9 protein-coding genes are annotated in these 12952 nt (G+C 49.3%); 3 read left to right on the plus strand and 6 right to left on the minus strand.

Annotated features, from left to right (window positions below):
* Positions 1–109: 109 nt before the first annotated feature.
* On the plus strand, positions 110–745 hold the full coding sequence (locus A5320_RS05930; RefSeq protein ID WP_082971557.1) for a PEP-CTERM sorting domain-containing protein: 636 nt from the start codon (positions 110–112) through the stop codon (positions 743–745).
* A 172-nt stretch (positions 746–917) separates the two neighbouring features.
* Here A5320_RS05930 and A5320_RS05935 read toward each other — a convergent pair whose 3' ends face one another.
* Complete coding sequence (locus A5320_RS05935) at positions 918–3557, minus strand: EAL domain-containing protein (protein WP_068062211.1); 2640 nt, start codon at positions 3555–3557, stop codon at positions 918–920.
* Positions 3558–3572: 15 nt separating this feature from the next.
* The gene (locus tag A5320_RS05940; protein ID WP_068062212.1) at positions 3573–4016 is read right to left on the minus strand and encodes a GNAT family N-acetyltransferase; all 444 of its coding nucleotides are present in this window, start codon (positions 4014–4016) and stop codon (positions 3573–3575) included.
* Positions 4017–4388: 372 nt separating this feature from the next.
* On the opposite strand from A5320_RS05940, the gene A5320_RS05950 reads away from it, so the two are divergent.
* Both A5320_RS05950 and A5320_RS05955 read left to right on the plus strand, forming a co-directional pair.
* Complete coding sequence (locus A5320_RS05950; RefSeq protein WP_068062214.1) at positions 4389–6578, plus strand: M3 family metallopeptidase; 2190 nt, start codon at positions 4389–4391, stop codon at positions 6576–6578.
* 401 nt (positions 6579–6979) lie between these two features.
* A complete protein-coding gene (locus tag A5320_RS05955) occupies positions 6980–7315 on the plus strand; it encodes a DUF3718 domain-containing protein (RefSeq protein WP_068062215.1) in 336 nt (111 codons plus the stop codon).
* A gap of 136 nt (positions 7316–7451) precedes the next feature.
* Here the strand turns inward: A5320_RS05955 and A5320_RS05960 are convergent, their stop codons facing one another.
* The 4 genes from A5320_RS05960 to A5320_RS05975 form a co-directional block, all read right to left on the minus strand.
* Entirely contained in the window at positions 7452–8672 is a 1221-nt protein-coding gene (locus A5320_RS05960; protein WP_068062216.1) for a hypothetical protein, read from the minus strand.
* A 156-nt stretch (positions 8673–8828) separates the two neighbouring features.
* Complete coding sequence (locus tag A5320_RS05965) at positions 8829–10520, minus strand: trypsin-like serine protease (RefSeq protein WP_068062217.1); 1692 nt, start codon at positions 10518–10520, stop codon at positions 8829–8831.
* A 470-nt stretch (positions 10521–10990) separates the two neighbouring features.
* Positions 10991–11233, minus strand: coding sequence for a hypothetical protein (locus A5320_RS05970; protein WP_068062218.1), 243 nt, complete (start codon positions 11231–11233; stop codon positions 10991–10993).
* 402 nt (positions 11234–11635) lie between these two features.
* Positions 11636–12880 (minus strand): serine hydrolase domain-containing protein, encoded by a 1245-nt coding sequence (locus A5320_RS05975; RefSeq protein WP_082971558.1) that lies wholly within the window; start codon positions 12878–12880, stop codon positions 11636–11638.
* Positions 12881–12952 lie beyond the last annotated feature (72 nt).

The following is a 12952-nucleotide window of genomic DNA, read 5'->3' on the forward strand; positions in this document are numbered from 1 at the left end:
GTTGTTTCTGCTCAGTTTTTTAGCATGTATACGGCACTTAAAGGGAATACTTCGTGCGATTGAGGAAACTCAAATTTTACAAATCACATCTATCAAGGATATCTAAAGAATGTCGACATTTTTCAAGAAAGTAGCAATGGCCGCTGTGCTTGGTGCAGCAATGTGTGTTTCTGCTACTGTCACTGCAGCGCCAATTACCGATGTAAAAGAATATGCAAACAACACCGCGTCTGAATTCTTCGTTATTAACGACGCTGCAAAATATTCTTCACCTTACTATCGCGATGCAAATCAAGACTGGGGATGGACCCACAACGCCATCGCCGGCACCCATTCTTCCATCAAACTTGATATTTCCGCTTTTGATGTGGACTTTTCCACTCTGTTTAACGGCGAAATCGACCTGATTTGGATTTTCGATGGTAGCGACTGGCTGAGCCTTGGCGCACTGGCTGGTGCATCTGACATTTGGGCATTTACTTCTTTTGACCTGAGCTCATACAGCTGGGCACAAGCGCAAGTGAACGCTGGTTTACAAGTCAAAATGAACATTGATGCGCTGAACGAAGGTTGGCTGGTAACACTTGGCAAATCATCGTTAATTGTTGATGGCGGCGATCAGGTATGTGTACCGACACCAGGTGTTCCTTGTACGCCAGTCAGCGTTTCAGAACCTGCTGCTTTGGGTCTGTTTGGTCTGGCACTGTTGGGCTTAGGCCTGCGTCGCAGAAAAACTGCCGTCTAAATCAGTTGTTGCTCAGGCATTTCTGAGCCGCAGCAACCAGCCCGCGACGGTAAAACCGCGCGGGCTTTTTTATGCCCGCAGCTGGGTAAAACAGACGCGGATTTGGAGCGGATAGAGGGTGCAGCACAATGCCCGTCGGCACCACACAAAAACCGCAGATACCAACGAACAATCAGGCTTGCCCCGTCTGCGCAACGACCTCATCCGCATTGTCCGGTACCTGTTGCTGCTGCGCAGTTAAATATGCAATTAAATCATCCAGCGGCATGGGTCTGGCAACCAGATAACCCTGCACCGCATCGGCATTGTGCAGAGTTAAAAAATCATATTGTTTCTGATGCTCAACACCTTCACAAATCACGGTCAGATCAAGACTTTTGCCCAGTTTGATTGCCGCCGCCAGCAGCATTTCTTTTTGTGTACCAAGCATGCTGAGCAGCGCCATATCAATTTTAATTTCGCTGATCGGTAAGCTCGCCAATTTGCCGATAAACGACTGGCCAGCACCAAAGTCGTCCATGACCAGCACAGTGCCACTTTTTTTAATCTGTTCCAGTGAACGTTGCGATGCCGGGGTATCCAGGTTCATTGCACTTTCTGCCAGCTCAAACTTCACCCGTTGCGCTTTGGGGTACTTTTGCTCATGCTGCAAAATGGTCTGGATAAGCTGACTATTAGCCAAATCCTGCGCTGACAAATTGATCGATACCGGCAACGCAAACCCCAATCCAAACAACTGATTCTGACTTTTGCGTGCCTGGCTGTAGACCCAGGCCGTTAAATTGTTCATCAGGCCAGCTTCTTCCGCCAACGGAATAAATACCGCCGGTGACACCGCCCCTAACGTTGGATGTTGCCAGCGCAAAAAGGCTTCCAGTGAACTGGCTTGTTGCGTGGCGATGTCCTGCACCGGTTGAAATAACAAATTCAGCTGCTGACTTTGGGTAGCTTTAGCCAGTTCGCTGATCAGCGTCAGCCGCTGCCGGCTTTCCGCAGCAAGTTGTGGCTGATACGAGCGGTGACTGGCGGTTTTCTCCACATAAGTCAGCGCCAGTAATCCATGCGCCAGCAAAGCCTCGGCGTCGTCCCCATAAGTGCGGTTGACCGCGACCGAGGCGTACCTTGGCTTAAAGTCAGGTGAAATACCATCGAGACTGAATTTCTGGTTCATTAACTTACGCAGACCGGTCAGCACCACCACAAAATCTTGCTCCAGCACCAACAGCGCTAGTTTGTCCGGGCTTAATGAAAACAAAGTTTCATGTGACGCAGGCCCTAAACTAACAACAGCCGGCGCCCGTTGCTTGCAGAATGTCTGTAGCTGACTGATATAAGCCTGCAGAATTTCGGCAGTTTTTTGCTGGCCCAGTACAGCTTCAATCTGATCAAAGCTTTGTAATTCAATCAATAATAAACGGTAATGCAGATTAGGATGAGCGAGTTGATTGTTCAGAAGTTCAGTTAACACCAGCCGCGAACCCAGACCATAAAAGGCCGAGATTTTACTGCGCTGAATTTCCTGTTGCTGCAACTGCGACAATTGCAGGTTACGGTCAAGCAACAACTGCTGCGTGCGCGCAATAGCGGCCTTTTCCAGGTAAATCTCCACCAGCAGACTGCTAACCATCAAAATAGCAGCGAGCGTAGTGCCAAGTTCCAGCGCAATCAGCGTTAGCGCTGATTCGGATAAAATGCCAAGCACCCGCAGCACCGCCAATACAATACTGCCGAGCAGCACCGACATCGGCAGCAAAAATACCACGGCGCGTCTGGGTTGTTGGCGTAGCATCACCAGCCCGGTAATCACACTGGCCAGCACACACAGCTGCATCAGATAGACCGCACTTTGTTTCAGATACCCCAGCACCACCGGCTGCGCCAACAGCTGGCAGACGACTGTCGCCATCAGCAATAATACTGCTGCCAGCTCGATCAGTAACAACATCAACCGCAGGCGTGACGGCGGCTGTAATTGGAAAAAGCTGCGGACAAAACCACAACAACATAACACCGCGAGTGGTAACCCCCATTCCACCAGATGATTCAGCCCTGGATTTTTCGGCCATAACCACTGAAAACTAAAGCCATTCACTTCCGCCTGTACCGCTGCAATACAGAGCAATAAAGCACTGAACAGGGCATAACTATGTTGCTGTGTCACCAGCGCCAGCAGTACCGCCAGCAAACTGGCAAACACCATCAGCCCCAGAAAAAAACCATGTAATACATTACGTTGCTGTAACAGCGCCAATTGTTGGTCACGAGCCAGGTAATGTAATGGGAAAACGATAGCGCCGCTATTTTCAAGCCGGAACAGATACTGATAGGACTCGTTGATCCAGTCGGGTTGAATGGGGAACAACAAAGAACTACTGGCCAGCGGACGCTGCGCAAAAGGCAACTGATCGCCGGTGTGTACTTCATGCACCACATCACCATTGGCGTTCAGCACATAAAATTGCACATCATCAAGATAAGGCGCGGCCAGCTCCAGCGCAAAATTGGCGTCGGGTTCAAACTGCAGCTTAAACCACAAACTGCCCCGGTGGTAACCAAGTTGCCGACCTTTATCCAGTAATGGTTGCCATTGTACTGCTGCTTGTTGCAGCGCTTGCTGCGGTGTTTGTACCGCCTGATCGTCCAGCATCATGATGCTGACCGTTTTTGCCGGGACTTCTTGCTGGTAACTCAGGACAGCGAGGCTATTCAGGGCAATAATCACTGCCGCAATCAATACGGTACTAAGCAATAAACCGGTAAAGGATCCTTGCTGGCGATGTTGCAGATGCAACTGCCGCTTATGCGTTGTCATGGTCAAGACCGAAGGTCATGCGCAGGCCGCAACTAACGACTTTTCCAGGCAAATTGACTGCGAACTGTACCGGTATTTGCCATATCCGGGGCATTTTTTAAAACCTTTATGCAGGTAAAAGTTAACTGCTTTGCAGTTAATAATGCGGGCAGCCGCCAGTACTTTCTGAAAACCCTGTTGCCTGGCGTAATTCTCCAAATATAACAACACCGCGGAGCCTACGCCCGGTTGCAACGAATACATGCGTTTAATTTCAGCCTGCTGCGGATCCTCCTGCCGCAGCAATCCACAACCGACCGCCTTGCCATCGTGCCAGGCAACGACCGCAATCAACAGGCCACTTTGTGGTGTTTGCTGTAGTTGTGGTTCAGGTTCGGTTTTGCCCAGCGCTTCCGATAAAGCCCCAAACAGCGCCATCAAAGCCGGATTTGTCAACGGAACTTCAGTGATACTGTACATAAATGTCCTCAGGATTCTGGCGGATGCCGTTTGTGCGGTCGTCACAAAGCAACTGCCCGCATCATTGCAGCAGCTCGTTGAGCATAGCTTCTGCAGCAAATTTTGGTAACAGCGCCAACTGATTTCAACCGGAAAACAGCGTAGCAACCGTAAAAAAACGCCCCGGCAGCACCGGAAAATGTCAGGCCATCCGGTGCGCGTTGCTGCTCAATGGTATTGAGTATGGCTGACATCGGTACGCTATTACATCAGAAAAAGGTGATTTAACGCAGCAAAACCACCACTGGCAGAAAATGCCGGTGACAGCCGGAACGGCTTTGGCATACTCGGTCAGTTAACCTCCCTGGTTCCGCACACTCAAAGGAAAAATTCATGAATAAAACGATGGTAGCGACCGCAGTCGCTGCAGTATTGGCGTTAAGCGCCTGTACCGATAACAGCGCACCAGCGCAACAAGAAACGACTCAGGCTGCAGCACCTGCCGCCGAAGTGACAGCGGAGCAAACACCAGTGGCAGCAACAAATCCATTATTGGTCGCTAGCACCTTGCAATATGGCGCGCCGGAATTCGACAAAATCAAGGTTGAACATTATCAGCCTGCGATGGAACAAGGCATCGTCGAACACACTGCTGAAATTGAAAAGATTGCCAACAATACCGAAGCTGCCACTTTTGAAAATACCATTGTGGCGATGGAAAAAAGTGGTGAACTGCTGGATCGTGCATCAACCGTATTCTTCAACATGACCGGTACTATCAGCAACCCGGAAATTCTGAAAATTCAATCAGCGATGGCACCAAAACTGGCTGCGCATGGCGACAATATCAACTTAAACCCTACTTTGTTTGCCCGGATACAGGCCATTTACGCCAATCGCGCTAACCTGAATCTGGACGCTGAAGCGCTGCGTTTAACCGAAGTGTATTACGACCGTTTTGTCCGCGCCGGCGCCAAATTAACTGACGAGCAAAAAACCAAAATCCGCGCCTTAAACGAAGAGCATTCAAAGCTTACTAATCAATTCGGGCAGAATTTGCTGCAAATCACCAAAGACATCGCCGTGTTTGTTGACAGCAAAGAACAGTTAGCCGGTATGTCAGATGCTGAAATTACCGCTGCCGCTGAAGGCGCCAAAGCCGCTGGTAAAGAAGGTAAGTTTATCGTTGCCCTGACCAACACCACCCGCCAGCCGGTGCTGTCAGTCCTGGAAAACCGTGAACTGCGTAAACAAATCTGGGAAGCTTCGGCTTACCGTGGCACAACAGGCGAAACTGATAACCGGCCGATAGTGTCACGTCTGGCGCAAATCCGGGCTGAACGTGCGCAGCTGCTAGGATACGACAGCTGGGCTGATTACCAGCTGGAACAAGCCATGGCGCAAAAACCACAGGCGGTACTGTCGATGTTAGGTGGCATGGCGCCAGCCGTGGTTGCAAACACCAAACTGGAAGCCGCTGCCATTCAGGAAATGATCAAATCCACTGGCGGTGATTTTGAACTGCAACCGTGGGACTGGGAGTTTTACGCTGAGAAAGTGCGTAAAGCGAAATTTGATTTAGACGAAAACGAAGTCAAACAATACTTCGAATTTGAGCGGGTCCTGCAAGACGGTGTGTTCTTCACCATGAACAAACTGTTTGGCATCACCATGAAACCAAGACCAGATTTGCCAGGCTACCACCCGGACGTCAAAGCGTACGAAGTGTTTGATGCCGACGGCAGCAGCATTGGCCTGTTTTACGCTGACTACTTCGCCCGCGAAGGTAAACGTGGTGGCGCCTGGATGAGCTCATTTGTTGATCAAAGTGGCTTAATCGGCACCAAGCCAGTGATCGTCAACGTGATGAATATTCCAAAAGGCCCGGCTGGCGAACCAACGCTGGTCAGCTATGACAACGTGACCACCATGTTCCACGAATTTGGCCACGCGCTGCACGGCATGTTCTCCGCAGTGAAATACCCAACTTTAGCTGGTACTTCAGTATCACGCGATTTCGTTGAATTCCCATCGACCTTCCAGGAAGACTGGGCAGCTTACCCGCAAGTGATTGCCAACTACGCCAAACACTATAAAACCGGTGAGCCAATTCCAGCCGAATTGCTGGCGAAAATCATGAAATCACGCAGCTTTAACCAGGGTTTTGATACGCTGGAATACTTAGCCGCTGCGTTGGTCGATATGGAATGGCACGCGTTAAAAGCCGATGCTCCATTGCAAGATGTGGAAAAATTTGAAGCCGAAGCCCTGAAAAAACATGGCGTTGATATTGCTGCCGTGCCACCACGCTACAAATCAACCTTCTTCAGCCACTCGATTGGCGGCGGTTATTCAGCCGGTTATTACGCTTATATGTGGTCAGAAATTCTGGCAGCTGACGCCTTTGCTTATGTGCAATCGCAAGGTGGTCTGAAGCTGGAAAACGGTCAGAATTACCGCAAACACATTCTTTCTGTCGGGAACACCCTGCCGCCAATGGAAGCTTATAAAAACTTCCGTGGTCAGGAACCAACCACTGACGCACTACTGATCCGCCGTGGTTTAAAAACTGCAGTGAATTGATTTTTGCTGTTAGTTGTTTGAACTGATGAGCCGGGCTATTGCCCGGCTTTTTTATGTCCATGGACGGACGGTATGACGAAAATGCCGGGAGCGTTTTTTCGTCGATGTCCATGGACGGACGGTATGACGAAAATGCCGGGAGCGTTTTTTCGTCGATGTCCATGGACGGACGGTATGACGAAAATGCCGGGAGCGTTTTTTCGTCGATGTCCTTGCGTGAGAAGCCAGGACAGCCACCTCATTTATTCGGATTTTCAGGTTCTATTCGTCCCTAAAAAAGCACTGCTGGTCACTTAGTCACAAGCTACCATCCGCTAACCCCATCCAAACTGGCAAATAGGTGCCATATGTACAAAATACGCCTGTGACCAAGGGGGTTACAGTAAAAAGAGGCTCTGATAATGAACGCTAAACTGATAGTACTTGCAGCAATGATCGTAGGAAGTGGCGCTGTGCAGGCGAACTCTGAAAAACATGAATTTACACCTATTGTTTATGAGGCGTTGGTGGCTGTTTGTACCGAAACCAGCCAGGACGATCGCTTAAGCCTTTATAAAACACTAAAAGAATACCGCATCGGTGTGAATACTGCTGTTGATAAAGTTGTGTGCAATGGTCTGCCGCTTGCAGCGTTCGCTCGGGCCGAACAAGCACACAAAGTTTCGAAATTTCTCGCTCCGTACGAAAATCGCGGCAAAGGTCATGTCGATATTAAAGATATTGCGCCAGCAAACTAGTGCCGGTTGCTTGAGTTGTCAGCTTTGTCGGTTCGCAGATGGAGAGAGCCAATTATTCTGATGAAACAAAAGCCAGATCGAAGTCTGGCTTTTGTTTTAATTCAAAGTGGAACTACTGCTCAATGAGGGCCTCGATTTATACGTAGCTGTGCTGAAAGTAAATACGATAGGTCGACGACCAGATTGGATAGTCGATGGTCATGAAATAACAGATAAAATCAGCTTTATTCAACCCAGCAAAACGGAACATAAAATCGGTCATTTCGCCAACCGGCACCTCATCAACGGTTTTCACCTGTGATGATGCGGTATGTAAAATGCTGAGATCCGGATAATCCGGCAGCAATTCAGTCCACATGTCGTCGGGTCGCAATTTTCCCTCTTCCACCTTTTGATTACCAGAATAACAACCGACATTCACCGAGCTGCGCATATCAATTTTTTTCTCGAGAAAGACCGCCATCACCAGTTTTTTGGTGGGTGTTTTAATGGAAATGCTGGTTGAACTGCAGCGGCTTTGATGACTCAGCGGATTGACCAGCTCATCCGGATTGCTGAATAAAAAAGTGGCATCCAGCGGCACACCGACCCCGTCATCAGCAAATACAATGCCGGAATTACTGGCCGAATAACTGCGATACTGTGCCAGAAAACCCGGGGAAGAATATGGCTGCACCACGCCAATCTGAAATTGAGCGGTATCGATACGGGAAGCAGCGGTAATATCCAGCGGCCGATCGAAATGGGCCGGATGTGGATGGGTATAAAATTGGACAAAGGGTGGAGCTTCAGCGCTTCGGCAGAAGTTTTTCTTCGAAATCAGCGCAATTTCCTGCAGAAACTCGGGGTTTTTCTCACTTTCAGTGAGCAGATAACAGGCAAAGACCACATCAATACTACTGCCAATCAGCGCTTTAGAACTGACGAAATGTTGTTGCCGTAACAACAGTCGGTCAGGCGCCGGTGCTGATTCAGCGACCGCCATTGCTTCGGCCAACGTCCTTTTGACATCCGCATGGCTGCGAAAATGCAACGCAAACAATTCTGCCCATTGTCGGATTTGTTGCTCCAGCGCGGTAATCAAGGTTTCCGGTAAGGCTTTGTGTCGCAGCAGTTGCAGAAATTCTTCCAGGCTGGCCATGCCAGGCAACTGACACAACACTTCAAGACCATGCTGCGCTTTTTGTGTCGCTTGCAGAATGCGCTGACAATTTGATTTGTGATAACCAAGCCATTTAGCCATGCCACTGATCGTCCGGGCCGAAGGTGGACTTACTAACAGTAGTTGTTGTAATCCGTCGCCGATCTGTTTGCCTGCCTGTTCCAGTTGATCTAATTCTTGAGATGACAAAGACATAGAAAATTGTGACCCAATAACACAGCGTTTTACCTTACCACAAAGCACTTTAGGGAAGAAAGATGAACGCCAGTGCTGACCCCCGGTCAGATCACTGGCGTTGTCGGCTGCAGTTCACCCGTAGCTTTTTTGCATGGGGCGTTCAGCAAATCACTGTTATTGACAAGAGCCCAACGCCTCCCAAACCTGCCATGGCCCGGCATTAGTGGACGGGTCCTGGCCCTGACTCCACCAGCGGGCAGTATATTTACTGCCACTGTGCTGTACACTGACACCGGCATTATAAACCGCAGTGCTGCTCCAGACCGGCAATCCGGCGCAATTACCGCCAGTATCCCCTGAGGTCACAATCACCGTTTTACTCGCAGTGTGGCTCAGGCCTGCCGCATCTTTCACCGTTAATTGAACCTTGTAACTGCCAGCCTGAGCATAGCTGGTGGTCGGCGATGGCTGCGTCGAACTGCTGCCGTTACCAAACTGCCATAACCAGCTCACGACTGCCGAATCATCAGTACTACGGTCACTGAAGCTGACATTCAGCTTATTAGCGACAAAGCTAAAGTCGGCCACCGGAGCCGTATTCCCACCATCTGCACAATTACCCAACAAGGTCCAGACATTGGCATACAGGTCCGGCCGCGCTCCGGTCGACCACCAACTGGCCTGATATTTTTTCTGCTGATAACTGACCAGATCCCGCAACTGGTAAGCCGTACTGGCATTCCAGGCAGACAGACCTTCGCAACCGGTTGGATCACCGTCAGCGCGTACCTGCACCAGTTGCGACACAGCGTGCGTCTGATTCGCAGTGTCTGTGACCGTCAGGGTCACGTTATAGCTTCCATCGGCGCTGTAACTATACGAAGGCGAACTTTGATTAGATGACGCACTACCATCACCAAAATTCCACGACCAGCTGCGGATCCCTTTGTCATCGGTGGACGCATCGCTGAAACTGACATTCAAACCATTCACGCTGGCGGTAAACCGTGCCACCGGTTTTTGATCGATCCCTCCTCCGCCATCCGGTTTAACGCCGGTTTTTTGCTCAATCCAGCTTAAGTAGCTGCTGGTCCGGGTAAACACTGTGGCGCCCGAGCAGGCGTTGCCCCAGCTAACGGTCCCAATACTGTAAAATTTGCCAGCTGAACTTACGGCATAAGGACCGCCGCTGTCACCATTACAAGCGGAAACCCCGCCACTGCCACCACCACAAATCACTGAGGCAGGTAAGCTGGTGCGCAGTTCGCTACTACAACTTGAGTTACTGATCACCGGCAAATTTACTTCCCGCAATACATCACTCGGGCTGCCCTGATTACGGGTCAAACCCCAGCCAGAAACAGTCACTGCACGTCCGACAGCTGCCAGCTGATTTTCTAGCGCCACTGTTGGCAACACCGCCGGGGTTACGGCCCCTGCCGCAGGGGTCGCCAGCCGTAACACCGCAATATCCCAGCCAGACTGAATACCTTGTGCTCCGCGCCAGTTTTCATGTTTGATGATCTGGCTGACCCGCAGATTTTGTCCGTCACGCCGACTAATACTATGAGCCCCGACCTGCACCGTCAGGGTGCTGGTCGAAGCGCTATCCAAACAATGTGCTGCTGTTAGCACCCACTCCGGGCTAATCAAGGTGCCGCCACAGCCTTGCCGGCCATTCATTAATAACGCCACCTGGTAAGGTCTTGAATTTGGAGTCGTTTCACTACCACCAACCACATGTGGCTCGATTTCTGGGCCAGCACTGACGGTCTTTGCATTCACTGCGCCCGGCAGCATCGCAACCGTCAATAAAGTCAGCATTAAGCTGCCAACCCGGATCTTTTGTCTTGTTTGCGTTTTCATCATGTCCTCCTGTTAATTATTATCAGAACGCATCCAAGATATATTCTCATATTTATAAAAGATCAAATTTTAACCACAAATAGTTCACTTTTTTGTCATCTGCACGACAAAAAGGTCACTCTTGTGCTCGAGAGCACCCATCAAAGCCCTACGCTATGCCCGGCGCACCATAAAAAAAACCAGACCGAAGTCTGGCTTTTGCATCACTTTAAATCGAACAAAGGTACAACTTCTCCACCTTACTCACTTTCAATACCGGTGCCGCACTGTCGTTCGCGTTCACGGCAAACTTGTAAGCCGCTGCATCGGCGATGCTGATTTTCAGATTAGGCCCAGATTTAGCATGGACATTGTCGATATTAAGCGCCACGTCCTTGGAGAAATACGGACAGCCACAATTTTTAATTTGTGGATGTCCTCAATTAATCCCGTTTAATTAATCCCCTGCCCGATCAGCACAGCTGAAGACCTCAGAAGTACATCCAGCTGCTGGTTCTGTGGTTGTACGCTTTGCGACTATAGCCGCAGGCTCCATTCGAACGATACCAGTCCAATACCGTGTAGTTGTGCTGACTGCCAACCCTTTCACTATAATCAAACTGCCACTGGCAAGTGGTCGTTTGTGCGACCGGTTGAGCAACAGCAATCGTCGAAACTGCAGTCATGCCAAAGGCTGACAACGCAACCAAACCGATAAGCACTAAATTTTTCATATGAACTCTCCGAAAGTTGAACCCAATAGACGATACACCGCGGTAAATCACCTTTGACAACGTTGTCATTTTCACTGCCAAAAAAAGCGCGGATGAAGGCGCCTTTGCTTACGAGTGATCTGAGCTGCACAAAGTGGTTTACTGGGTTCAAGCTAACAAATTGTGCAAAGCGTGCAATGGCTTGCTCGGCCATTGCAGCGAATATCAAAAATTTATCAAAAAAAATATCAATGCATAAGCAAATAAATCGAGGACAAAAAAGGACAGCCACTTTTCAAATTAATGGCTATCCAAAATTACCACCGAATTACCTGCTGAATTACCTGATCGCGCGATCGCCAAACGTGGGTATATGCAAATAAAATTACATTCAGCAAATCGTTATTTTACAGAGCGCTATTTTTATTTTTCCAGTTCGGCGATAAACACTTTGGCGATGTCGAATGCTACTGCACCAAAGTTCGCCTCGGTTTTAACATTGGTATTTACGGCGATAGAGAGTTTGTATTCAGGAATAACCATCAAAAAACTCTGAGCGCCGGCAGTCTCGCCGCCGTGATGGATATATTTCATCGTTTTGTAACCTTCACCTAAATCCAGGTCATTAATGCGCCAACCAATGCCATAGTTTTGCCGATTCGTTGTGCCATTATTGAGTCGTTGCGGTGTCCAAAAAGTGTCTCTTACTTCTTGCGGGATAAAGCTATCGTCCAAAAAGCCTTGCCCTAGCTGAACCAGGTTTTTTGAGGTGGATACCCAACCGCCCGCTGCCAGACGGTGACTCAGATCGAGTTCATACCAAGGTTTGAGCCGGGTTGGTTGTTGCTCGTCTTGCCAATAAGATGTCGCCATCTGGGCACCAACATCATCCGGTGAGCCGGTGTTGGTTTCGTTCATATTGAGCGGCGCTAAAACCGCCTGCTTGATAAAATCCTGATAAGGTTGCTCAGCTTTTATTTGGATCAGCACGCTCAACAACACAGTACCCAAGCTGGCATAACTAAACTGCTCTCCTGGCGGATACAACAGGTCGCTTTCATCAAACAAGGTCATTGCATCCAACACATTGGGGTAGTGGGTCTGGGCACTTACGGTTTCAAGCAAACCTAAAATATCTGTATTTTCATCATAATGGGGCATTCCTGCCATGTGTGAGGCTAATTGCCGGGCGGTCATATTGTGCCAATCAGGATGAGGCAGTGAGTCAAAATATTCAGTCAATGGAGCGTCTAAATTCAACTTATTCGCTGCCACTAATCGAGCCAATCCGGCCGACGTGAGCGCTTTTGAGGTACTGCCGATACGCAGTTGTGTATCGGTGGTCATTTTTATTTTATTGGCAATATCTGCCCAGCCAACACTGCCTGCCCATACAATATTGCCGTTGATTGCCACTGCGGCTGTATAACCGGGTGCGGACACCGCCTTTTGTTGTTCTTTCAACAAATTGAGCGCTTGTAACCCGGACGTTTTAAATCTGTTGTCGTTGACTTGCTGCGTTGTCGGTTGTTCAGTTGGCCAGGTCTGATAATCCCATCCAACCATAGGCAACATACCCTTATGGGCGAGACCCTGGTATATCGGTACACAGACATACATCAGTGGAACAAGGACAAAGACCGTAGTTGCGAGCAGAATTTTTTTCATAAAAACGTCCAATTAAAAATAAGGACGTCCATTACAAGCAATGACCGCGCTCTCGTCTTGTTAGAACTGAAA

Source organism: Rheinheimera sp. SA_1, from assembly GCF_001669775.1.
Lineage (GTDB): Bacteria > Pseudomonadota > Gammaproteobacteria > Enterobacterales > Alteromonadaceae > Pararheinheimera.

Coding starts and splice junctions, on each gene's coding strand:
- A5320_RS05930 (WP_082971557.1), top strand. CDS start 110: ATGTCGACATTTTTCAAGAAAGTAGCAATGGCCGCTGTGCTTGGTGCA.
- A5320_RS05935 (WP_068062211.1), bottom strand. CDS start 3,557: ATGACAACGCATAAGCGGCAGTTGCATCTGCAACATCGCCAGCAAGGA.
- A5320_RS05940 (WP_068062212.1), bottom strand. CDS start 4,016: ATGTACAGTATCACTGAAGTTCCGTTGACAAATCCGGCTTTGATGGCG.
- A5320_RS05950 (WP_068062214.1), top strand. CDS start 4,389: ATGAATAAAACGATGGTAGCGACCGCAGTCGCTGCAGTATTGGCGTTA.
- A5320_RS05955 (WP_068062215.1), top strand. CDS start 6,980: ATGAACGCTAAACTGATAGTACTTGCAGCAATGATCGTAGGAAGTGGC.
- A5320_RS05960 (WP_068062216.1), bottom strand. CDS start 8,672: ATGTCTTTGTCATCTCAAGAATTAGATCAACTGGAACAGGCAGGCAAA.
- A5320_RS05965 (WP_068062217.1), bottom strand. CDS start 10,520: ATGAAAACGCAAACAAGACAAAAGATCCGGGTTGGCAGCTTAATGCTG.
- A5320_RS05970 (WP_068062218.1), bottom strand. CDS start 11,233: ATGAAAAATTTAGTGCTTATCGGTTTGGTTGCGTTGTCAGCCTTTGGC.
- A5320_RS05975 (WP_082971558.1), bottom strand. CDS start 12,880: ATGAAAAAAATTCTGCTCGCAACTACGGTCTTTGTCCTTGTTCCACTG.